We start from the raw sequence: 21,581 nt of genomic DNA, 5'->3' as shown, positions 1-21,581 counted from the left end.
ATGAAAATGCGTTATCCACTTATTGCACTATCCATCCTGATGGGGTCTGTCAGTTCCGCATATGCGCAAGTTGACATTGATGTTCAATTGCCTGGCATTAGTATAGATATTGATATGTCGTCCTACCCTGACTTGGTTCAGGTACCTGACTATCCGGTTTATTATAATCCCAGCGCTAACGCGAATTACTTCTTTTATGATGGCTTGTACTGGGTCTACCAACGCGATAATTGGTACGCCAGTAGTTGGTATAACGGCCCGTGGGAATTAACGCAGCCTGAATACGTGCCGCTTTATGTTTTGCGTGTCCCTGTGCGTTACTATCGCAGCCCGCCGGTCTACTTCCGTGGCTGGGTATACGATGCGCCGCCGCGTTGGGGCGATCATTGGGGCAACGATTGGGAATGGCGTCACCGCGGTTGGGATCACTGGGATCGTCGGGCAATTCCGCAGCCTGCGCCGCTACCGATTTATCAACGTCAATATTCTGGTAACCGCTATCCTAGAGCGGTAGAGCAACAGCATACAATTCTGGTACAAAACTATCGCTATCAACCGCGTGAAGCAATTACTCAGCAACGTTTTCAGCCACCACGCAATATGGGAAATCAAATGCCCGGTCAGGCACCCAACCAACGTGTTGAGCAGAACGCTAATCCCCGTATTGAACAAAACCAAAGGATGGCACCACCGCAACTACAGCAGCAAGCACCACAGCAACGTGTGGAACAAAACCAAAGGGTGGAACAAAACCAGCGTTTTGAGCAGCAACAACGCGCAGAGCAACAACAACGTACGGAGCAAAATCAGCGCCTTGAACAACAGCAACGAGCCGACCAACAGCGTGCAGAGCAACAACGTAATGAACAGCAACGTAATGAACAGCAACGAGCGGAACAACAGCAACGTGCAGAGCAGCAACGCATGGAGCAACAACCGCGTAACCAGCAGCAATTACGTTCGCCACAACAGCTGCAAACACAACCTCAGGCGATCAGGCCAGTGCAGCCAACGCAAGCAGCGCAACCACCAGCACCTGTGCAGGTACAACGCCCTCCCGAGCAGCGTGAAAACAGGAGCGAAGCGCCAAGAGAAAACAAATCTGAAAAAAGACCGGAAAATGAGCGAGGTCGGGATAATCGAAATGGTGAGCCGGATCGCCGTTGAATAACTACGGATTGAATCAGACCGTAATTTGAAAAAAGCCCCAGTTTATGCAGGGGCTTTTTTTTGCTTATTTTTTCAATTGGCGGATCAAAAAACTTGCTGCCAACGTCGGCTATTCAACTATTGACCACGTCAGTGTTTTTCAGGTCAGCTAGCGATAGCGTATGAAATACTCTTACTGGCTTATTTAATATACTCATCATTAGTATATTTAAGTTGTCCATAGAATCATTGGCTTAGAAGGTAATTTCTATAAAAATTATGGGGAGTATAGGTAATTTTTTGTCAAATCTGGATTGAATCCGTATTCAATCCAGATTCAATGCCGTTGCTAAAACTCTTCCCAGCCCTCAGTAGATTCAGTCTGCATAGATTTCTTTATTGGAGCTGGTTTTGCCGATGATTTAACGGCTAGCTTTTTCATAGTAGCTGGTTTTGCGCTTGATACTCTTTCCGGCGTTTTGCTGATTGCAGAGGTGGTATTGGTGGCTCTGGTCGATTTTGGCGCGCTGATGTTTGGCGTCACAGAAGCTGAGGCGCTACTGAGTTTAAATACGCTGACCGCATTGGTCAGGGCTGCGGCTTCTTCTTTCATGCTCTCGGCGGCGGCGGCGGCTTGCTCGACCAGTGCTGCATTTTGCTGTGTCATTTCATCCATCTGTGTGATGGCCTGGTTGACTTGTTCAATGCCAGAACTTTGCTCTTGGCTGGCCGCAGTGATCTCGGCCATGATGTCGGCGACATGGCGCACAGACTCGACGATTTCGCCCATAGTCTGGCCAGCCTGATCGACTAGTTTGCTACCATGATCAACTTTTTCTACTGAGTCACTGATCAGTTCTTTAATCTCTTTTGCAGCACCTGCGCTGCGCTGAGCAAGGTTGCGGACTTCTGATGCGACCACCGCAAAGCCGCGTCCTTGTTCACCAGCACGGGCAGCTTCTACGGCGGCGTTTAAAGCAAGGATATTGGTCTGGAATGCAATGCTGTCAATCACGCCAATAATGTCCACAATCTTGCGCGAGCTTTCTTTAATCGATCCCATGGTTTCAACCACTTGTCCCACCACTTCGCCGCCTTTGATCGCAACGCCACTGGCAGAAATGACTAATTGATTTGCCTGTCTGGCGTTGTCGGCATTCTGTTTGACGGTGGAGGTGAGCTCTTCCATTGAGGACGCGGTTTCCTCCAGTGATCCGGCCTGTGATTCGGTACGTGCAGACAGATCCGCATTGCCGGATGCGATTTCGCCTGATGCCGTGGCGATGGTTTCTGTGCTCCGGTGTACCTGGCCTATGGTCATCACCAGGCTATTGTTCATGTCGGCTAAGGCGCTGAGCAGTTGTCCGGTTTCGTCACGTGATTTGACTTGGATGCGGTGGGTTAAATCGCCTTCTGCCACCAGGCGCGCAACAGACACCGCTTCTCCCAACGGTCCGGTAATCGAGCGCGTAATCCAGATGGCAAAAAATATCCCAGCAATCAGACCAGCAAAACCCAGACTTAATACCAGCGTACGTGAGAAAGAAATATCCTCGGTGATTTGGACACCATTAACATCCATCTCTTTATTTTGTTCTTGAATAATCGTATTCAAATCAGTCAACAAAACCTCCAAGGCCGGGAAGGTCTGGTTACTCATCATCTTGGCAGCGTCATCACGCTGATCCAGCTCGATCAGGTCGGCAACTTTAGAAAACGACGCAACGAAGGCAGTACGGGAGACCAGCATTTTTGCCAATACATCCTTAGCGCTTTGGCTAGTCGCCAGTTTGGTCAGCTGGTCTGTCCACTCGACAATCTGTTTTTTATTTGCATCTATTGAGGCATATTGTTTTGCCCGTGCTGCCGGGTCGGACATGATAAATAATTCCATCGTCCGGCTACCGTTTTCCCGCATTTTGGCGTCAATTTTAAAAGCCAGTGCAGCACTTGGCCAGTTCTCGTTGACGATGTGTTTGTTCGCACTGCCGATGGAGGTTAAACGGATTGCGCTGATGGCGATCAGCAAGATCAGTACGATCATCAAAGAACCAAATCCAACCGCGAGGCGAGTACCGATTTTGAAGTTATTGAAGTTCATTGTTCTTCCTTTTGGCTCACCACAGCTAACAGTAGCGGTGGGAGTGGTTCGCTGGAATCAAAACACTTTAGACAGGCATGAGCGTGCAAATTGAGAGTACGGCTTCAGGTAAAGATTAAGGTAAAAATTGAATGCCAAGACTGACGCAAAACGGCTCTGGTGGCGTGAGTCTTAAATACAAAACTATGTTGCCACAGAATTTGCCTGATTAGATGTTGATTATGCTAAGTCGTGAAATTGATTCGAAACTTACACAAAAATTATATTAAATTCTGATGTGAAGTAAAGCTAGATTATTTACTTGCCGAGAGCAAATTGCTATCCAATAATGATCGACCTTAATATACTCCCCATTATTTTTATAAAAAATGCTTGATAGTCCAATTAATGTATGGACGACTAAAATATACTCAGTGAGTGTATGAAAAATGGAAATAATAAAGAAGAAAAAATAGGTAGAAATTCAAGGGAAAAATAGAGCCCGAATATCTTATCAAGCTGGATTGCGATACCGTCATTAGTTTGCATAAATGACATTCATGCAAGCTTGGCTAGGATACTCAAATCGGGGTTTTATCAGCACTGCCAGTGTAAAATGGTGCAACAAATTTTGCTGATACCAGTATGACTATTCATGCAGTGTCGGTTCAATCTTCTCAAAATACAAACGAAAAATACAGACGAATAAATTATGAAACTTGCGACCCTTAAAGATGGTTCTCGTGATGGTCAGTTATTGATTGTTTCACGCGATTTAAAAACTGCCATGATTGCCGATGGCATTGCGCCTACCTTGCAACGGGCTTTAGATGACTGGGGCTTTATTGCGCCGCAATTGGACGAGGCCTATGAACGCTTAAATGCGGGCAGGGCGGTGAATACGTTTGATTTTGATGCCGCTAATTGCATGGCACCTTTGCCGCGCGCTTTCCAGTGGGCAGATGGATCGTCTTATGTTAATCATGTGGAGTTGGTGCGTAAGGCACGTAATGCGGATATGCCAGATAGTTTTTGGCATGACCCTTTAATGTATCAGGGCGGGAGTGATGATTTTATTGGCCCCAAAGACGATATAGAAATGCTGTCAGAAGAGTGGGGCATCGATTTTGAAAGCGAGGTCGCTGTCATCACTGGCGACGTCCCGATGGGCGTCAAGGTGCAGCATGCAGCAGAGCATATCCGTTTGCTGATGCTGGTCAATGATGTCTCATTACGTAATTTGATTCCAGCGGAATTGGCGAAGGGATTTGGATTTTTTCAATCCAAACCTGCCTCAAGTTTTTCGCCAGTTGCGGTGACGCCAGATGAATTGGGCGATGCCTGGAAAGACGGCAAAGTGCATTTACCGTTGCGTTCGACCTTAAATGGCACGCTGGTTGGTCAGCCCAATGCGGGTGTTGATATGGTGTTCTCTTTCACCCAATTGATTACGCATTTATGCAAAACTCGCAAGGCACGTGCGGGCACGATCGTTGGCTCCGGTACGGTGTCGAATAAAGATGCCAGCAAAGGGTATAGCTGTATTGCCGAAAAACGTGCATTAGAAATGATCGCTGGCGGAGAACCGATTACGCCGTTTATGCAATTTGGTGACAGCATTAAAATTGAGATGCTGGATAAAAATGGTAAGTCGATTTTCGGCGCTATTGAGCAGAGTGTGGTCGAATACCATCGCTAAATATGCAGCATGAATATGTGATTTGAATATGCAACGTAAATAAGGCGGACAAATTAATTTGTCCGCCTTATTTATTTGTTCGCTCTATTGATTATTGTCTGCCAAGTTGGAAAAAGATATTTCTGGTACCCGCAGGTGCAACAGCAACACCCAGATAAATCGGCCCCATAAAACTATTAAATCCAACAAATACGCTGGCGCTTTTTCGCAATGAAGGGAAAGATATTTCACTGCGCGAATTCCAGACATTACCTGCCTCAAAAGAGGTACCTAAGAATAAATTCTGTCCCGCCATCTCAAATTTTACGGCGCGTAAAAGATACGTCACACTGCCATACAGCAGGTAATTGCCCGCAAACTGATCTGGCTGATAGGCCGATAATTGCTGGAAGCCGCCCAGCGTAGTGCCGATGCCGCGGATTTCTGTGTCGTTCTGGAATAAACCTGCACCGCTTAACTTTAAGTTGATGCTCTGATTGTCGATACTCTGCGCCCAGATGCTATCGAAAGTAAATTCCTGATAATTGCTACGACTTTTATCTACGCCGACAAACAGGCTGGAAGCCAGTTTATAACCATCGCGTGGGAAGGCAGAGTCACTTAATTGGTCAATCACAAATGAGCTTTTGAAACCCGCTTGTTGAAGATTTGCGCTAGGTAAGGGCTGAGACCCCAAGCTGCCATCGCTATTTTGAACTAATAAACCACCCAGCTTAGGACGAACGCGGTAGCGGGTGCCAGCGATACCGAAGCGGACTTCACCCAAGGTACCTAACTCACCTAATGGAATGCCGACATCCAGGCCGAGCTGGATTTTTTGCAGATTGTATTCAGCAATCCTAACATCATCGCTATACAGATTACGGGCATTTTGTCCCAGTTCAATATATGGCGACAGGTAGGAGCCTTCACGCTCAAAAATAGGTTGGCGCAATTCAGACCGAACGCGAATCAGACTGCCAAACTCTGCATCATTGCGCCACTCTAATCCGCTATCTGTCAGCCAAGGGCGGCGATGCCCGACTTGCAGACGGAATCCACCGGCACCTTCAAAGCCGCCAGATAGCGCTAACCCAAAACGTAAGAAATGCGGGCCCCAATTTCTGCCGTTAGCGTTGATCTGCACGCCGTACTCGCCATTACGTTGTATTAGCTGGTGGTTGATGCTATCAAATTCTCGGGTGATATTTAACACTGCTAATTTACGGTTGATCTCTTCGGCGTTATATTTGCTACCGATTTTGATGGATACCTGACGGCGGATATCCATTTCTGGTATCGCACCGTCAGTCACTACATCGACAAAAGCGATATCAATACTAGGTAAGGGCGGACGTAAGCGTGTTTGTTGTTTGGCCGCATACAGATGCGGTTCTAAACTTAATGACAGTAATTTTTCTTGGATGGCTTGCGCTGCATTTTGCCCAATCACGGATGCTTCGGCCGAGCGGCCAAAATCCATAAAACTGATCGACCCTAAATCAGGTTCGATCAAAATATCAGAGTCCTTTAGGCCCGCTTTTTGCATTTCTACATTTTGCTCAGTCAAGATATTGATCATCTGCTGACTGACATTAAACAAGCTTTGCAATTTATCGCGTGGTAGCAGCGGCGTACCAATATTGACAGCGATGACGATATCTGCCCCCATACTACGAGCGATATCTACTGGCAGATTGCGTACCAGACCACCATCAGTGAGCAAGCGGCCATTGACTTCTACCGGCGCAAAAACGCCGGGTGCGGCCATACTGGCACGTATCGCGGTGTAGAGTGGACCTTTGTCAAAGACCACCATTTTCCCGGATTCAAGATCGGTAGCAACTGCACGAAATGGGATTGGCAATTTATCAAAGTTGATATCAGGCTGAATATGCACAGTCCAGTTCTGCAATAACTCTAAAAATTGGGTTGCCTGCACCGCACCGCTAGGTAAACGCACTCCGCTGGCGCTCAGACCTAGTGTGGCTCCCAGCGGATATTGTGTATCTTCTTCTCGCAAGGCTTCTGGTAACATGCGCCTTTGCACCCGGTCCAGCGCAATATCGTCTAGCTTTAATGCTTGTAATCTTTGTTCGATCTCGGTTGCAGATAGTCCTGCTGCATACAGACCCCCAACTACCGCGCCCATGCTGGTACCGGCTATGCAGTCAATCGGTACATTCAGTTCTTCCAGCGCTTTAAGCACACCCACATGTGCAAAACCACGTGCGCCTCCGCCTGATAGAGCGACACAGATTTTGGGTGTTTTTGTAAGCGGTTTGGTGGTGGTGAGGCGCTCGGCGAGTGCGCTTTGACTAAAAAGCGAGGTCAAGCTGATCAGACAGACTACGGCAAGACAAAGTTTTTTTGCGGTTGGCATGGGATTGTTTTTGGAAATTAAGCAGAATTAGGCGGAGCGGACGAAATAGTACGATACCTAAGTTTGTATTGCATAGCTGCCGATCTGCTTGAATAGAATATATACTACGGTAAGCATTATTTTACTGCGCAAAAATGTCATTTAACTGCCAATTCACCCGTTTAGCAGACGTTTTGTAGCAAATCTCCCGATTTTTTTGCCGTTTTTTGCGCAAAAAATATGATCCGAAATACCAAGGTATATTCATGAACTTACACCAACTGCGCTTTGTTCGCGAAGCTGTCCGGCAAAATTTTAATCTGACCGAAGCCGCCAAAGCGCTGTTTACTTCACAACCTGGTGTTTCTAAAGCGATCATCGAATTAGAAGAAGAGTTAGGCGTCGATATCTTTACTCGTCACGGCAAGCGTATCCGTGGTTTGACCGAGCCTGGCCGTGAGGTATTGAAGTCAGTTGAGCTGATCATGCAAGAGATTGATGGTCTAAAACGCATCGGTAAAGAATATGCCGCTCAAGATACGGGGAGTTTTACGATTGCAACAACGCATACGCAAGCACGCTATGCCTTGCCAAAAGTAGTGCAGGCTTTTATGCAAAAATATCCCAAGGTCAGACTCTCGCTGTTGCAGGGTAATCCAAAGCAGATCGCAGAAATGGTGATGCGAGATCAGGCAGATCTGGCGATTGCGACCGAGGCAATTGCCGGGATTGATGGCTTGATCTCCTTCCCTTGTTATCAATGGGAGCATATGGTGGTGGTACCACCTGATCATCCTTTGCTCAAGACAAAAAATATTACGCTGGAAGAGATCGCTCATTTTCCGCTGATCACCTACGACAGTGCCTTTGCAGGCCGTAGCAAGATCGATCATGCTTTTGAAATACGCAGTTTAAAACCTGATATTTTGCTGGAGGCGATTGATGCCGATGTCATCAAAACCTATGTAGAACTGGGAATGGGTGTCGGTATTATTGCGGGTATGGCGTTTGATGCAGAGCGTGATAAAGATTTGCGTGCGATCCCGGTTGGACATTTATTTGGAATGAATGTGTCGCGTGTGGCAGTCAAGCAGGGTGCATATTTACGAAGTTATATCTACACCTTTATCGAACTGATGACGCCCACTTTAAACCGCAAGTTGATTGATCAGGTGATGCAAGGCGGTAAAGATACCTACGATTTATGAGCCACCAGTTGACTTCACGCTTACAGCCTTTAGCTACCTGGTCGCAGCATGAGCGCAAACAGATAAAAGGTATTCTGACCGATATTGACGATACCTTTACGACACACGGTAAACTAACGCTAGAAGCTTTAGATGCGATACAACGCGCCAGACAAGCAGGTTTAAAGGTGATTGCGGTAACGGGTCGGCCAACGTACTGGACTTTACCTTTATTGCGCTTATGTAGTTTTGATGCCGTGATTGCGGAAAATGGTGCTAGTGCTTTTTGGCTAGATCAGCATGGACGACAACAATCGATGTTCTATGTTGATGCCGCCACGCGACTTCAACACAAACAACAATTGCAGGCATTTGCGGTCACAATGACAGCACATTTCTCCAAAGTGCAGGTGGCGGAAGACGCCCCGCAACGGGTGGGCGATTTGGCATTTGATATCGGCGAATGTATTTCACCATTAGCGTTGGATGAGTTGAATCAGGTGGTTGCTCTGATCCGCTCAAACGGTTTGCACGCAACCACCAGCAACATCCATGCTCACGCATCGGTGACACCGTTTTCTAAACAAAGTATGAGCCAGCAGGTATTACAGGATGTATTTGGCGTCAGTGATGAACTGGCAAAGCAACAGTATGTATTTATTGGCGACTCTGCCAACGATGCCAGTATGTTTGCACATTATCCGCATGCGGTCGGCGTTGCTAATGTGCGTAAATATGTAGACCGGTTTGACGCGCATCCTGCTTATATTACCGAGCAAGAATACGGCGCAGGATTTGTAGAATTAATTAATACCCTATTGAACTGAAAGAAAAATATGCGCGACTATTACGCACAAAGAGCGAAGAATTACGACACCATTTACGCCAAACCAGAGCGTCAAAACGATCTGCAAGAATTGGCCGAACGGGTCAGTGTAGTACTAGAGAATCACACAGTATTAGAGGTCGCTTGCGGCACCGGTTATTGGACCGAGCGTTTTGCAACCAGCGCACAATCAGTCTTGGCAACGGATATCAATCAGATCATGCTGGATATTGCTCAAACTAAAAATCTACCTGAAGGCAAAGTCAAATTTGCGATTGCTGATGCGTTTGATTTACCTCAGGGTGACTATAGCGCTTGCTTTGCGGGCTTTTGGTGGTCGCATGTAAAAAAAGAAGAGCAGGCTGATTTTTTGAAAAAGCTACGCGCTAAAGTCGGACAAGATTGTGTTTTGGTATTGATCGACAATAATCATGTCGAAGGCAGCAGTCTGCCAATTGCCCGCACCGATAGCGAGGGCAACACTTACCAACAGCGCATGCAAGAAGATGGCACTCGTGTAGATATCGTGAAAAATTTTCCAACGGATAGTTTTATGCGCAAAAAATTTGCTTCATTTGCTAAAGATATCCGCATACGCCGGAACGATTATTTTTGGATGCTGACTTGTGTGCTGCGGTAGTTAAATTTTAGTGATGATCTGCTGACGAATAAAAATCTTAATCACTATATTGACCTTGTGTGATTATTTATGTCACCTACTGCCATGGGTCATAAGTCCCTATATTCCACAAGTGACCTTCCAGATCGAAGAAGCTAAAGCCTCTGCCACCGTATTCTTCATCTTTAATATCGATGACAATACGTGCTCCGACTTTGATCGCTTTGGCATAGATTGCATCTGCGTCGCGGACTACGATATAAGTTGATTGCGTTTGCGCACCGCCTAGCTCATCCGGTTGCTTTATCAATTGGCCGTAGGCGTTGTTATCGTTGATATCCTTATTCGCCGAACCCAGCATGATCATGCTGCGTCCCAGCGTGAGCTGAGCGTGGGCGATACGGCCGTCATCTTGCGGGACTACCAGATGTTTGCTCAATCCAATAACTTCACAAAGCCATTCAATTGCTACGACCGCATCGCGGTAACGCAGGCAGGGGATGATGGCACTATTTTTTTCTTCAGTTATTTCTTCGGTCGTTTTGCGGGCCATTTTGTTGATCATTTTGTTCTCTGTCATGGTAAATTGCGCAAGGTTTTAATTTTCAATTTCTTCTAGGAGATTTTCAATGGATTTACAAGCATGTACCGATGCGATTCGTGCAAAAGTAGGTGATGATAGCGGCTTAAATGCCTTATTGAAATTTGATTGCGGTAACGATGGTGTTGTATTTGTTGAGGCAGTTACCGTGCCGAATAAGGTCAGCAACGATAACCTGGATGCAACTTGCACTGTGACACTCGCTTTAGAAAGTCTGAGTGCCATGTTGACCGGAGAATTAAATCCTGTAAATGGCTTTATGTCTGGCAAGCTCAAAGTCACTGGCGATATGAGTGTGGCAATGCGCTTGCAAAAAGTGCTGTAACGCTTGCCGTTTAGTTTTTTTAAGTTCAAAAAAGGATGTCCAATAATAATGCGGCTTTCCAGTCAATATCTGGCCAGAAGCCGCATTATTATTGGACATCTTATTTAGAAAACTTCTTCGTCATTCAGACATTCATTTACACCAGAGATACCGCACCTAATACCAAGGCAGAACTGCCGTCGGGGTATAGCGCGTCGTAGCATCGGGTGCAGCAGTCGCAAAACAAATGGGCGCGCTTGACGTGACGAAAGCGTAGTATCAGTTGTAACGCTACGCCGTTGCAATGAGGGCAAACTTCGCGCATGGTGCCGGATGATTGCGCATCGTCAGACAAATAGCCTTGCTCTAGCATGACACCATCAATCACATCGCGCGGATCAATTTCTATCAGGGTAAAAAATGGTGCTCTGGTTCCTCTGCGCTCGTTGTAGGATAAGCTGTCTTCAGATTGCATGTAGGATGGTGAACTAATCATTTTTTTGCTCCTTTGGAAACAATTGCTAGTGATCTGATAGCGATTGATGAAAATGTTGCCTGAGCTTTTAATCTAGTCAAGATTACTGGATAAGACAAGGAGTCATCAGGTAAATAAGCATCCTTCAGGATTTAACAGGTGGAGAATGAGCGATACAGAACAAGGTTTTCAGGTACATCTGCTAAAGCAAGATTTGGTCTTTCCGATAAGATCGTCGATGAGTGTATTAGAGGCCGCACAACTTGCTGGTATCAGCTTGCCTAGTTCATGTCGAAATGGTACTTGCCGTGCTTGCCTTTGCCATATGCTAAGCGGTAGCGTCGATTATCGTATTGAATGGCCTGGATTGTCGTTTGATGAGAAATCAGATGGTGCGATTTTGCCCTGCGTGGCGCAGGCAAGATCTGATCTTGTACTGAATGTGACGTATGCAGTTTCGGTTGCAGGTCATACAGATAGTTAGTTGGCTATGAATGCCGTCAGCCAGATAGTCTGGCCAACGGCATGCTGTAATTATCAGATGTAATTACATTGTTTAGAGATTGCTACCGCGACCTACTGTTTGGCCTGTTGCGTTTGTCCAGCATCATAAGCGCATGGAGTTACTTTGTTGTCAGTCCGGTTCCAGCATGAGGTTTGCGCATCGACAACTGGATGTGGGATTCCGTCTTCATCAATTTTTGCTAAACGCGTATCCCAAGCCTGTACACCTTGACGATTGACATGCAATCGCACTACCCAACCTTTTGTTTGCGCCTCGTTGTCTAGCGCATCAATCATAAAATTTCCTATGCTATAAATGATAGGCTTGCCTTGGTAATGTTCCACGTCTTGTATTACATGTGGATGACCACCGATTACGGCATCCGCACCGGCTTTAATCATGATGTGAGCCAACTTACGCTGACGATCACCTGCAAGTAACTCGTTTTCCCAACCCCAATGCATAAATGGGATGACCAGATCAGCTTTGTAAACAGATCGTGCTTTGCGTATATCATCTACAACTTGTTCATCCTCGCTCCACGCAATACCCGCAGCTTTGGCATCCGCTTCAAAACTACGTGGCATAAATTCGTTATAAGCGAGGAAAGCGATACGTAATCCTTTGCGTTCTATAATTAATGGCGTATGTGCTTCGTGTAAATTTTGGCCACCACCAAAATGCGGTATCTTCTGCTGGTCAAGCAGCCCCAGCATTTCGCTAAATGCCTCCCTGCCAAAATCACCAGAGTGATTATTAGCAATGCCGACGGCATCAAAGTGACGTTTTAAGACAGCAAGACTGCGTGGATGTGCACGGAAATTGAAATTTTTATCTACTGGGTTGCCAACAGTGGCGACTACACATTCAAGATTGCCAATACGTATATCGGCATTCGCCAGAATAGGGGCGAAATCTGCAAATGGATCGCGCCCGTCTTCAATCATTTTCCCCGGTTTGCCATCGAGAACAATGTCACCTGCAAATAAGATACTGACCAGCCCGTCTTCTGGGCTTTTATCTTTAGCCCAGCATGGATTACAAAACGCTAAGCCAGCAACCATAGCGAAAAAAATATGAACGCTACGCATCATGGCTTTGCTCCTTGCAGTGTGCAGTGGTACTGCAATTCACGTTCCACTTCACCCGCATACAGGCTGTTAAGCGGGGTTAGCGGGGTAGGTGAGTCAGAATAGCTAAATGGCGGTAAATAGGTCGCTTGGTGAATAGGCACATCATAGTGGCGCCCTTGGAAGTACACATACAACTTGATGTAATCAATCGGTTTTGCATTCGGAAGCTTCGCTCCGACCATCACTGCTTTAAACAAAAAGCGACCACCGATATCAACCGACTCCACGGCGTAAGGATCACTCACCGACTTTGTCTCCACTATTTGGGTGCTACCTGCATAAGTGACTTCACAACGTAAAACTGGTGTTGCCATCGCGACATCGCAGCAAAAAAATAATCCAGCCGCTAATAAAACGGGAAAGCTCTTCTTTAAAATCTTTGCTGAATTGAAGTGTTCGGAATGGTTGGGGCTTGAGCTTGATAGCATTATTGATTTGATCTGATCGAAGATTGGTAACAGGAAGAAAGCGTGCAGATTTGCTTTGAGTAATCGCTATAGTCTAACGAATTTTACTTTCCCTTAGTATTAGTTTTGGATTGCAAGCAATTTAAGTATCCAACGTCGGAGCGCCGCACTTATTGTGTATAAAAGCATTTTTTGTGTTGCTGCCATCAATTTATTTTACTTTGTCTAAAATTTGTAGGTATAATCAAATAATCGTTGAGATTCTAGGTGGTAGTGCAGTATCAGTCTGTCATTTCTTCTTGGTTGAAACGATTTACCGGGCATTCGCCCACATTAACTGAAATAGGAAATTGTAATGGCAACAGGTATTGTAAAATGGTTCAATGATTCTAAAGGTTTTGGTTTCATTACTCCAGACGAAGGCGGCGAAGATTTGTTCGCTCATTTCTCAGCGATCGTATCATCCGGCTTCAAATCTTTGAAAGAAAACCAACGTGTTTCTTTCGACGTAACAACTGGCCCAAAAGGCAAACAAGCTTCTAACATTCAAGGCATCTAATCTCTGATTAGAACGCTGAATGTGACTTGTTAAAGTCGTTAAGTAAAAATCCTCGACATGTCGGGGATTTTTTTCGTCTTGTTAAAAATCTCCGACTTTCATCGCCGCTTTTCATTCTTATCTCATTTTGTTGTCAGGTCTTGTGCCAATAGTTTGGTTTGCTATACGCATGACGTAAGAAATCAACGAAGGCTCGTATTCGCAGTGGTAAATGACGGCGTTGCGCAAAAATAGCGTAGATATCATTGCCCGGTGCAGTGAAATCATCGAGCACGGTAACCAATTTGCCGGACTCAATTTCTGTACCGACTTCCCACATCGAGCGCCAAGCCAGGCCTTTGCCTGCGAGTGCCCAATCATGCAATACCTCGCCATCATTACAAACCATATTGCCATCGACTTTAAGGACGACATTTTTCCCGTTTTGCCGAAATGTCCATCCACGCTGGCTGCCATCATTATTAAAAGCCAGGCAGTTATGATGGCTTAATTCATCCAAAGACATGGGCGCACCAAATCGCTTGATATAGGCGGGGGAGGCGACAACTACCCGTTTATTGTCGGCTAATTTAACCCCGATCAAATTGGAATCTGTTAACGATGCGATACGTATCGCAACATCAACACCTTCGCCGATCAAATCTACCACCCGGTCATTCAGGCTGAGGGTCAGCTTAACATCTCTGTGTTCGCTTAAAAAAGAAGGTACCAGCGGTGCGACATGTTGCCGGCCAAATCCTGCAGGCGCAGAGATCGTCAGTTGTCCGCTGGCTCGTGCACTGCGTTCGGATACCGATGTCTCGGCTTCCTCCAGCTCTGCTAATATCCGCTGGCAATCCTCTAAAAACGCAGCACCCTCATTGGTCAATGCGATTTTACGGGTGGTTCTTTGCAATAATTTGACGCTTAGGCGCTCTTCTAATGCATCCAGTCGACGACCTATCATCGCTGGTGCAACGCCTTCTGCCCGAGCTGCAGCGGACAGGCTACCGCGTGTTGCGACTTCTGCAAATGTGGAGATTTGTTTGAATTGATCCATGTGATCGCCATTAAAAATGAGTGATTACTAAGCCACGATGCGTAGTCATATATGACAAATATAAATGATGTTTGAGGGTTTTGTCATTTATCTTTAACTAAAACGCAAAGATAAAATGATAAAACATCTTGTTTATTCAGGTTTTTGCTGAATATACTTTGCATCCAGATCTCGACTTTTACTTTAATCAACGGAGAAACGCATGACACAAATCAAATTGCCAACCGGTATGGAAATCAAGGGCGAAATCAAACCAGGCTTTGAGCAAATCCTGACCTTGGAAGCCCTGGAGTTAGTCGCTAAACTGAGCCGTGCATTTGAGCCGCGTCGCCAAGAATTGCTGGCCGCACGCGCCGCACGGGTGCTGCGTTTAGATGCTGGTGAATTGCCAGATTTTTTACCAGAAACCAAACACATCCGCGAAGGTAACTGGAAGATCGCCCCTATTCCTAAAGCTCTGGAGTGCCGCCGGGTTGAAATCACCGGGCCGGTAGAGCGCAAGATGGTGATCAACGCACTGAATTCCGGTGCCGACAGTTACATGACGGACTTTGAAGATTCCAATACGCCAAACTGGGACAACCAGATCAGTGGCCAGATCAATATGCGCGACGCCGTGCGCCGCACGATCAGCTTGGAACAAAATGGTAAAAGCTACAAACTCAACGATGCGATTGCGAACTTGGTAGTGCGTGCCCGCGGCTGGCACTTGGACGAAAAACATGTGTTGGTTGACGGCAAACGCATCTCCGGCGGTATTTTTGATTTCGCCCTGTTTTTGTTCCATAACGCCAAAGAACAATTAGCTCGCGGCGCTGGTCCTTACTTTTATTTGCCAAAATTAGAGTCCCATTTAGAAGCGCGTTTGTGGAACGATATTTTTGTTATGGCACAAAACGAGATCGGTTTGCCACAAGGCACGATCAAGGCAACCGTATTAATTGAAACCATCGTTGCTGCATTTGAGATGGATGAGATTTTGTACGAATTGCGTGAGCACAGTGCAGGTTTAAACGCAGGTCGCTGGGATTACATTTTTTCTTGCATTAAAAAATTCAAGAATGACAAAAATTTCTGCCTCGCAGATCGCGCTAAAGTCACTATGACAGCCTCGTTTATGCGCTCTTATGCATTGTTGTTGCTGAAAACTTGCCACAAACGCAATGCACCGGCAATCGGCGGCATGGCAGCGTTGATTCCGATCAAAAACGATCCGGCAAAAAATGATGTTGCAATGGGCGGCGTACGAGTTGATAAAGCGCGCGATGCTACTGATGGTTACGACGGCGGCTGGGTTGCTCATCCAGGTTTGGTTGAACTGGCGATGACCGAGTTCAAAAAAGTATTGGGCGACGCTCCAAATCAAATTTCTAAACAGCGTCCTGATATTGAAGTTACTGCCAAAGACTTGCTCAACTTCCAACCAGAAACACCAATCACCGAAGCTGGTTTGCGTTACAACATCAACGTCGGTATTCATTACCTTGGCGCCTGGCTGGCTGGCAACGGTTGTGTGCCAATCCATAACTTGATGGAAGATGCCGCTACTGCTGAAATCAGTCGTTCACAAGTTTGGCAGTGGATACGCTCCAGCAAAGGCGTGTTCGAAGACGGCACAAAAATCACCGCTGATATGGTGCGCGCGATGATTCCCGAAGAACTGGCCAAAGTGAAGGACTTGGTCGGCTCCGGTGCAAGCTATGACCGCGCTGCGACGATTTTTGAAGAGATGTCGACTTCAGATTCGTTTGCAGAATTTTTGACCTTGCCGTTGTACGAAGAGATTTAAATTGCTCGCAGCGGGAGTTTCGTTGCGTCAAAATTGATCAAAAAAGTAGTTATTCAGCTACCTAAAAACGACCCGTAAGTTATACGGGTCGTTTTTTTATTTTAAACAATATAAAAATATACTCCCCATAAAATCCTCAATAAATCCTTTAATGTCCAATGATTATATGGATTATTAATATATACATGCCCGGAGTATATTTTAATCGATTATTAATTAGTTCAGCGTTTGTAGAAAAAACAAGCAAGATTGATATCCAGTATCTCTGCCTTAGTCCGATAGCTGCGAACTCTCTGCCATCTTTCATAATTTGCTAAAGAAGTTTAAATCTCAGAAAAAATCAGCAGGAGATGACAAATTTTAACAATAAGGCAAGTTTAATTTGTTATATTTATGCCCACTGTGTTTGCCTGGCAATTCTTCAACTGGCGAATGCATGACGATTGATGGTAAATCCCTCTTCATAGAAAAGTGAGTATAAAAATGAAACAATATGGCGCGGAGTTTTTTGGGACTTTCTGGCTGGTCTTAGGTGGTTGTGGTAGTGCCGTGTTGGCGGCCACGTTTCCCGGTGTTGGCATTGGTTTGCATGGCGTATCGCTGGCTTTTGGCTTGACGGTATTAACTATGGCATATGCGATTGGTCATATTTCAGGGTGTCACTTAAATCCAGCGGTATCGATAGGTTTGTGGGTTGGTGGCCGTTTTCCTGCGAATAAATTGCTGCCTTATATCGTGGCACAAGTGTTGGGTGGTATCGTTGCCGGTGGAGTTTTATATCTGATCGCCAGTGGTAAGCCAGGTTTTGATGTATCTGCCGGTTTTGCCTCTAACGGCTTTGGCGAGCACTCGCCAGGCGGCTATTCTTTGCAAGCAGCCTGGCTGACCGAGGCTGTGATGACGATGATGTTTTTGGTGATCATCATGGGCGCTACGGATGCGCGCGCGCCAAAAGGTTTTGCGCCGATTGCGATAGGTTTGGGGCTGACACTGATTCATCTGATCAGCATTCCGGTCACGAATACCTCGGTCAATCCAGCGCGCAGCACTGGCGTGGCGATTTATGTCGGCGGCTGGGCGATCCAGCAACTATGGTTGTTCTGGGTTGCACCGATTGTTGGTGCAGTGATCGGCGCGGTGACTTATAAAATGATCGCTGGCGATAGTAAATAAGCGGATTAAGATCATTTGGCTTAACGCCGCATTAATGCCGTATTGATGCCATATCATTGCTGCATTGCATTTTGATAGCCATCACTTGCTGATCAAAACTAAGCAAGGTTCTTGAGTAGTTTGTTTTATCTTTATGGTGCAATGCGCCATGAAATAATTGCATGCTATTCTTGAGCCTTCTTTTATTTCAGATATCACCATGCCTGAACAATTTATCAGTAGTACCGACGTGATTATCAACACTGAGCGGTGGTTAGAAAAGGCAGTGATCGGCCTGAATTTATGCCCTTTTGCCAAAGCAGTGCAGGTCAAACAGCAAATCCGCTTTACCGTGAGCGAAGCGCACACGCCCGAGGAATTGTTAAAAGAACTGATCAACGAATTAGAGCTGTTAGCAGAAGCCAATCCTGAAAAAATTGAGACCAGCTTGCTGATTCATCCTTATGTGTTGACTGACTTTTTAGACTATAACGACTTTCTCGATGTGGCTGACGCCGCACTGCATGAACTGAATCTGGAAGGCATCATCCAAATTGCCAGCTTCCATCCAGATTACCAATTTGCCGATACCGAATCTGACGATATTGAGAATTTTACGAATCGCTCACCGTATCCAACACTGCATTTATTGCGAGAAGAAAGCATCGACAAAGCGGTTGAGGCTTTCCCCGACGCAGACGCGATTTATGAAAAAAATATTCAAACGATGCGCGACTTAGGTCATGAAGGCTGGCGCAAATTATTTTCTGCTTATCGTAAAAAATGATTTGTCCGGTAATAATTGATGATCTTCGGCATTGATCTGCAATCTTTTTTTTATATCGATATGCGTAAAAGTAATTTGTCTCGTTCGTTTTTTTGATTGAATCAGGTTAATCATTTAACTCGGTTTATTTAGTATACTGGGTTGGTGTATATAGTTATTTTTCATCGTCCTCCATTAAAATATGGAGGATAGCTAGGTGATTTTATATACTCCCTGTATTCTTCGTTATTAGAGAGTTAAATCAATTCTGTCTTTACATCAGATGCCGAGATTAATTTCAGCTAGCTTGGTGGTTTTGTAAACACTCTGATCAAATTTTCATATCTCAATCTACATCAGGCCAGATAGTATCGCTGGATCTGCTTAAAAAATAGGCAGGTCAGGCTTGTTATTTTGCGTAGCAGCATGTAGAGTAAAGGGTTGTTTTTCCGCATTTTTCACCCTTTAGGTTTTTATCTATGGCTCTAATCGTCCACAAATACGGCGGTACTTCGATGGGTTCGACAGAACGCATCAAGAACGTCGCCAAGCGCGTCGCCAAATGGCATGATGCAGGCCACCAGATTGTTGTGGTGCCGTCCGCCATGTCTGGTGAGACCAACCGCATTATCGGCCTCGCCAAAGAAATTATGGATCAACCTGATCCGCGCGAACTCGATATGATCGCCTCTACCGGCGAACAAGTTTCTGTGGGTCTGCTGGCGATGGCGTTGCAAGCCATCGGCAAGCAAGCAGTATCTTATGCTGGCTGGCAAGTCGCGATTAAAACCGACTCTGCACACACAAAAGCACGCATTGCATCGATTGACGACACCAAGGTGCGCGCTGATCTGGACGCGGGCAAGATTGTCATCATCACCGGTTTCCAGGGTGTTGACGAAAAAGGCGATATTACGACGCTGGGACGCGGCGGCTCTGATACCTCTGCCGTTGCAGTTGCCGCAGCCCTCAAAGCCCAAGAGTGCCTGATTTATACCGACGTCGATGGCGTCTACACCACCGACCCGCGCGTGGTGTCGGATGCCCGCCGTCTGAATACAGTCACGTTTGAAGAAATGTTAGAAATGGCATCGCTCGGTTCTAAAGTGCTGCAAATTCGCTCAGTCGAATTTGCCGGTAACTACCGCATGCCAACCCGTGTTTTGTCTTCATTGACAGACCCATTAATTCCGCTGGAAGAAGAAATGAATTCCGGCACCCTGATTTCGTTTGAGGAAGACACCAACATGGAACAAGCAACCATCACCGGCATCGCGTTTAATCGTGATGAGGCAAAAATTACCGTTTTCGGTGTGCCGGACAAACCAGGCATCGCCTACCAAATCCTGGGTCCGATTGCGGATGCCAATATCGAAGTGGATATGATTATCCAGAACCAATCGGTAGACGGCAAAACTGACTTCACTTTCACCGTGCCGCGTGGCGAATACGCCAAGGCCATGTCGGTATTAGAAGCAAGCGTTAAAGCTCACATCGGCGCAGGCAGCATCATTGGTGACCCAAAAGTGTCTAAAGTGTCCGTCGTCGGTGTCGGTATGCGCAGCCACGTTGGCATTGCTTCGCAAATGTTCCGCACTTTGTCGGAAGAGAGCATCAATATTCAAATGATCTCTACGTCAGAAATCAAGATCTCAGTTTTGATCGACGAGAAATACATGGAATTAGCAGTACGTTCGCTACATAAAGCATTCGGTTTGGAATCTGCGTAAAAAAATAGTCCTTGTTTGGTTCTAGTGGTTGACCAAATGAAAGCTAGCGGCTATTATCTCGGTCTCTATTGTGATTGAGTTAAAGAGTTGCAATAGTGTGGAGGCGTGGCCGAGTGGCCGAAGGCACTTCCCTGCTAAGGAAGCATATGGGCTTAAACCTGTATCGTGAGTTCGAATCTCACCGCCTCCGCCAAAGAATATGTGCCCACTTAACGAGAGTTAAGTGGGCATTTTTCTTTTTGGCTTTCTGGTGTGCCATTCGGTATACCATCTCGTGTTGGAACGCGTTCGACGATTTTTGCAATCAAACTGAGCTTTTGGTTACATCGGCAGTAAATACAAAGAAATAATCTTGAATAAGTGCTGGTAGGACATCATTAAATACTCTGCAGTATTTTCTCTAGAGAATAACTGAAAACATACAAAGGATAGCGCCATGAAAATTCGAAATTACGTAATGGTCGCTATCTTATTTTGCATACTCGGAGGTGTGATATTCGGGATTGCCGGGCAGAAGGCGGAGAGGGGGATTCGTTTGAAAATTGATCCAATTACGAAATTTATGTTCTCACCCGAAATTAATTATTTTTCTACCAAGGCGTATATAAGCACTAATGAAGTGTTGAGCTTCTTACAGTTTTTTGCTTTAAATTTAGATCTTTATTATTAATACTCCTGGTAGGTATATCTAAGCTATCCTTAGATTAATTGGACATTAGGAGGAGTTTTCATAAAAATATTGGGGAGTATATGACTTCTCATGTTGTTTTTATATAAATCACGCATCAGCGTACAGAGTCTTTCTCATTGTAGTCATTCAACATTACAACAAAAAAATCTATGTCAATTCTTGTCCCTATGTCATCTGATGCTTTTACGCGTTATGTCGAAAGCGCCATCATTTCTTATGCACAGCAAAATATAAAATCAGGTCGCTGGCCCGTAGAAACCGCGATGACGCAGTCACGTGTTGAGCACGAAAAGTTGCTGCCTCAGGGATTGCAGACGCCGGACAACTATTTGTTTGAAATCCGTGGCATCAGCGGCAATAGTGACTTCACTGTCGGCACACTTTGGCTGGCAGTGATTGAAAAAGGTGGCGTGCGCAGTGCGTATATTTACAATGAGACCTTTGCATGACAGCCTTAATCAGAGCCGTTTCAGCAAAGGTTGAATTTTTAAAAAATAAAATGATGCTTTTTTAGTGATTTTGTCTTCAG

The 21,581-nt window shown here is 45.7% G+C and carries 21 protein-coding genes and 1 tRNA gene; 15 read left to right on the top strand and 7 right to left on the bottom strand.

Annotated elements, in window-relative coordinates; genetic code table 11:
* Entirely contained in the window at positions 1–1,167 is a 1,167-nt protein-coding gene (locus AAKU61_RS05970) for a hypothetical protein (protein ID WP_354330483.1), read from the top strand.
* A gap of 331 nt (positions 1,168–1,498) precedes the next feature.
* Here the strand turns inward: AAKU61_RS05970 and AAKU61_RS05965 are convergent, their stop codons facing one another.
* Positions 1,499–3,250, bottom strand: coding sequence for a methyl-accepting chemotaxis protein (locus AAKU61_RS05965; RefSeq protein ID WP_354330481.1), 1,752 nt, complete (start codon positions 3,248–3,250; stop codon positions 1,499–1,501).
* A 691-nt stretch (positions 3,251–3,941) separates the two neighbouring features.
* Between AAKU61_RS05965 and AAKU61_RS05960 the strand changes: the two genes are divergently transcribed.
* Complete coding sequence (locus AAKU61_RS05960) at positions 3,942–4,928, top strand: fumarylacetoacetate hydrolase family protein (protein ID WP_354330479.1); 987 nt, start codon at positions 3,942–3,944, stop codon at positions 4,926–4,928.
* Between the two features lie 91 nt (positions 4,929–5,019).
* Here AAKU61_RS05960 and AAKU61_RS05955 read toward each other — a convergent pair whose 3' ends face one another.
* Positions 5,020–7,290 (bottom strand): patatin-like phospholipase family protein, encoded by a 2,271-nt coding sequence (locus AAKU61_RS05955; RefSeq protein ID WP_354330477.1) that lies wholly within the window; start codon positions 7,288–7,290, stop codon positions 5,020–5,022.
* A 245-nt stretch (positions 7,291–7,535) separates the two neighbouring features.
* On the opposite strand from AAKU61_RS05955, the gene AAKU61_RS05950 reads away from it, so the two are divergent.
* Genes AAKU61_RS05950 through AAKU61_RS05940 form a run of 3 tightly spaced genes read left to right on the top strand, consistent with a single transcriptional unit; the run spans position 7,536 to position 9,922 of the window.
* Positions 7,536–8,477 (top strand): CysB family HTH-type transcriptional regulator, encoded by a 942-nt coding sequence (locus tag AAKU61_RS05950; protein ID WP_354330475.1) that lies wholly within the window; start codon positions 7,536–7,538, stop codon positions 8,475–8,477.
* The gene (locus AAKU61_RS05945; RefSeq protein ID WP_354330474.1) at positions 8,474–9,283 is read left to right on the top strand and encodes an HAD family hydrolase; all 810 of its coding nucleotides are present in this window, start codon (positions 8,474–8,476) and stop codon (positions 9,281–9,283) included. Before AAKU61_RS05950 ends, AAKU61_RS05945 begins: the two co-directional genes overlap by 4 nt.
* A gap of 9 nt (positions 9,284–9,292) precedes the next feature.
* The gene (locus AAKU61_RS05940) at positions 9,293–9,922 is read left to right on the top strand and encodes a class I SAM-dependent methyltransferase (protein ID WP_354330472.1); all 630 of its coding nucleotides are present in this window, start codon (positions 9,293–9,295) and stop codon (positions 9,920–9,922) included.
* 76 nt (positions 9,923–9,998) lie between these two features.
* Here the strand turns inward: AAKU61_RS05940 and AAKU61_RS05935 are convergent, their stop codons facing one another.
* A complete protein-coding gene (locus AAKU61_RS05935; RefSeq protein WP_354330470.1) occupies positions 9,999–10,466 on the bottom strand; it encodes a VOC family protein in 468 nt (155 codons plus the stop codon).
* A gap of 64 nt (positions 10,467–10,530) precedes the next feature.
* Between AAKU61_RS05935 and AAKU61_RS05930 the strand changes: the two genes are divergently transcribed.
* The gene (locus tag AAKU61_RS05930; protein WP_322118502.1) at positions 10,531–10,827 is read left to right on the top strand and encodes an SCP2 sterol-binding domain-containing protein; all 297 of its coding nucleotides are present in this window, start codon (positions 10,531–10,533) and stop codon (positions 10,825–10,827) included.
* A gap of 136 nt (positions 10,828–10,963) precedes the next feature.
* Here AAKU61_RS05930 and AAKU61_RS05925 read toward each other — a convergent pair whose 3' ends face one another.
* Positions 10,964–11,302: a hypothetical protein gene (locus AAKU61_RS05925; RefSeq protein ID WP_323492583.1), complete on the bottom strand. Its 339-nt coding sequence runs from the start codon at positions 11,300–11,302 to the stop codon at positions 10,964–10,966.
* A 145-nt stretch (positions 11,303–11,447) separates the two neighbouring features.
* On the opposite strand from AAKU61_RS05925, the gene AAKU61_RS05920 reads away from it, so the two are divergent.
* Positions 11,448–11,765, top strand: coding sequence for a 2Fe-2S iron-sulfur cluster-binding protein (locus tag AAKU61_RS05920; RefSeq protein WP_354330468.1), 318 nt, complete (start codon positions 11,448–11,450; stop codon positions 11,763–11,765).
* Positions 11,766–11,857: 92 nt separating this feature from the next.
* On the opposite strand, the gene AAKU61_RS05915 is transcribed toward AAKU61_RS05920, so the two are convergent.
* Positions 11,858–12,880 carry a CapA family protein gene (locus tag AAKU61_RS05915; protein WP_354330466.1) on the bottom strand — a complete coding sequence of 341 codons (1,023 nt, stop codon included), beginning with the start codon at positions 12,878–12,880 and terminating at the stop codon, positions 11,858–11,860.
* Positions 12,877–13,233, bottom strand: coding sequence for a hypothetical protein (locus AAKU61_RS05910; RefSeq protein ID WP_354330464.1), 357 nt, complete (start codon positions 13,231–13,233; stop codon positions 12,877–12,879). Before AAKU61_RS05910 ends, AAKU61_RS05915 begins: the two co-directional genes overlap by 4 nt.
* 448 nt (positions 13,234–13,681) lie before the next feature.
* Between AAKU61_RS05910 and AAKU61_RS05905 the strand changes: the two genes are divergently transcribed.
* Positions 13,682–13,885: a cold-shock protein gene (locus tag AAKU61_RS05905; RefSeq protein ID WP_322118507.1), complete on the top strand. Its 204-nt coding sequence runs from the start codon at positions 13,682–13,684 to the stop codon at positions 13,883–13,885.
* A 133-nt stretch (positions 13,886–14,018) separates the two neighbouring features.
* Here AAKU61_RS05905 and AAKU61_RS05900 read toward each other — a convergent pair whose 3' ends face one another.
* On the bottom strand, positions 14,019–14,924 hold the full coding sequence (locus AAKU61_RS05900; RefSeq protein WP_354330462.1) for a LysR family transcriptional regulator: 906 nt from the start codon (positions 14,922–14,924) through the stop codon (positions 14,019–14,021).
* Positions 14,925–15,126: 202 nt separating this feature from the next.
* Between AAKU61_RS05900 and aceB the strand changes: the two genes are divergently transcribed.
* The 7 genes from aceB (at position 15,127) to AAKU61_RS05865 (ending at position 21,501) form a co-directional block, all read left to right on the top strand.
* Positions 15,127–16,713 carry a malate synthase A gene (gene aceB / locus AAKU61_RS05895; RefSeq protein WP_354330460.1) on the top strand — a complete coding sequence of 529 codons (1,587 nt, stop codon included), beginning with the start codon at positions 15,127–15,129 and terminating at the stop codon, positions 16,711–16,713.
* A 483-nt stretch (positions 16,714–17,196) separates the two neighbouring features.
* Positions 17,197–17,886, top strand: coding sequence for an aquaporin Z (aqpZ, locus tag AAKU61_RS05890; RefSeq protein ID WP_323492576.1), 690 nt, complete (start codon positions 17,197–17,199; stop codon positions 17,884–17,886).
* Positions 17,887–18,085: 199 nt separating this feature from the next.
* A complete protein-coding gene (locus AAKU61_RS05885) occupies positions 18,086–18,652 on the top strand; it encodes a DUF1415 domain-containing protein (protein ID WP_354330458.1) in 567 nt (188 codons plus the stop codon).
* Positions 18,653–19,110: 458 nt separating this feature from the next.
* The gene (locus AAKU61_RS05880; protein WP_354330457.1) at positions 19,111–20,361 is read left to right on the top strand and encodes an aspartate kinase; all 1,251 of its coding nucleotides are present in this window, start codon (positions 19,111–19,113) and stop codon (positions 20,359–20,361) included.
* A 99-nt stretch (positions 20,362–20,460) separates the two neighbouring features.
* Positions 20,461–20,554, top strand: a tRNA-Ser gene (locus tag AAKU61_RS05875).
* Positions 20,555–20,797: 243 nt separating this feature from the next.
* Positions 20,798–21,031, top strand: coding sequence for a hypothetical protein (locus AAKU61_RS05870; RefSeq protein WP_354330455.1), 234 nt, complete (start codon positions 20,798–20,800; stop codon positions 21,029–21,031).
* Positions 21,032–21,201: 170 nt separating this feature from the next.
* Positions 21,202–21,501 carry a hypothetical protein gene (locus AAKU61_RS05865; protein WP_354330453.1) on the top strand — a complete coding sequence of 100 codons (300 nt, stop codon included), beginning with the start codon at positions 21,202–21,204 and terminating at the stop codon, positions 21,499–21,501.
* Positions 21,502–21,581: the final 80 nt, after the last annotated feature.

Origin of the sequence: Undibacterium sp. GrIS 1.2 (assembly GCF_040544435.1) — a bacterium.
In the GTDB taxonomy this organism is placed as follows: Bacteria; Pseudomonadota; Gammaproteobacteria; order Burkholderiales; family Burkholderiaceae_D; genus Undibacterium.
This window is presented reverse-complemented; position numbering and strand designations above follow the sequence as displayed.

Coding starts and splice junctions, on each gene's coding strand:
- aceB (WP_354330460.1), top strand. CDS start 15,127: ATGACACAAATCAAATTGCCAACCGGTATGGAAATCAAGGGCGAAATC.
- AAKU61_RS05965 (WP_354330481.1), bottom strand. CDS start 3,250: ATGAACTTCAATAACTTCAAAATCGGTACTCGCCTCGCGGTTGGATTT.
- AAKU61_RS05925 (WP_323492583.1), bottom strand. CDS start 11,302: ATGATTAGTTCACCATCCTACATGCAATCTGAAGACAGCTTATCCTAC.
- AAKU61_RS05865 (WP_354330453.1), top strand. CDS start 21,202: ATGTCAATTCTTGTCCCTATGTCATCTGATGCTTTTACGCGTTATGTC.
- AAKU61_RS05945 (WP_354330474.1), top strand. CDS start 8,474: ATGAGCCACCAGTTGACTTCACGCTTACAGCCTTTAGCTACCTGGTCG.
- AAKU61_RS05930 (WP_322118502.1), top strand. CDS start 10,531: ATGGATTTACAAGCATGTACCGATGCGATTCGTGCAAAAGTAGGTGAT.
- AAKU61_RS05955 (WP_354330477.1), bottom strand. CDS start 7,290: ATGCCAACCGCAAAAAAACTTTGTCTTGCCGTAGTCTGTCTGATCAGC.
- AAKU61_RS05970 (WP_354330483.1), top strand. CDS start 1: ATGAAAATGCGTTATCCACTTATTGCACTATCCATCCTGATGGGGTCT.
- AAKU61_RS05900 (WP_354330462.1), bottom strand. CDS start 14,924: ATGGATCAATTCAAACAAATCTCCACATTTGCAGAAGTCGCAACACGC.
- AAKU61_RS05910 (WP_354330464.1), bottom strand. CDS start 13,233: ATGGCAACACCAGTTTTACGTTGTGAAGTCACTTATGCAGGTAGCACC.
- AAKU61_RS05880 (WP_354330457.1), top strand. CDS start 19,111: ATGGCTCTAATCGTCCACAAATACGGCGGTACTTCGATGGGTTCGACA.
- AAKU61_RS05905 (WP_322118507.1), top strand. CDS start 13,682: ATGGCAACAGGTATTGTAAAATGGTTCAATGATTCTAAAGGTTTTGGT.
- AAKU61_RS05935 (WP_354330470.1), bottom strand. CDS start 10,466: ATGATCAACAAAATGGCCCGCAAAACGACCGAAGAAATAACTGAAGAA.
- AAKU61_RS05960 (WP_354330479.1), top strand. CDS start 3,942: ATGAAACTTGCGACCCTTAAAGATGGTTCTCGTGATGGTCAGTTATTG.
- AAKU61_RS05950 (WP_354330475.1), top strand. CDS start 7,536: ATGAACTTACACCAACTGCGCTTTGTTCGCGAAGCTGTCCGGCAAAAT.
- AAKU61_RS05915 (WP_354330466.1), bottom strand. CDS start 12,880: ATGATGCGTAGCGTTCATATTTTTTTCGCTATGGTTGCTGGCTTAGCG.
- AAKU61_RS05940 (WP_354330472.1), top strand. CDS start 9,293: ATGCGCGACTATTACGCACAAAGAGCGAAGAATTACGACACCATTTAC.
- aqpZ (WP_323492576.1), top strand. CDS start 17,197: ATGAAACAATATGGCGCGGAGTTTTTTGGGACTTTCTGGCTGGTCTTA.
- AAKU61_RS05870 (WP_354330455.1), top strand. CDS start 20,798: ATGAAAATTCGAAATTACGTAATGGTCGCTATCTTATTTTGCATACTC.
- AAKU61_RS05920 (WP_354330468.1), top strand. CDS start 11,448: ATGAGCGATACAGAACAAGGTTTTCAGGTACATCTGCTAAAGCAAGAT.
- AAKU61_RS05885 (WP_354330458.1), top strand. CDS start 18,086: ATGCCTGAACAATTTATCAGTAGTACCGACGTGATTATCAACACTGAG.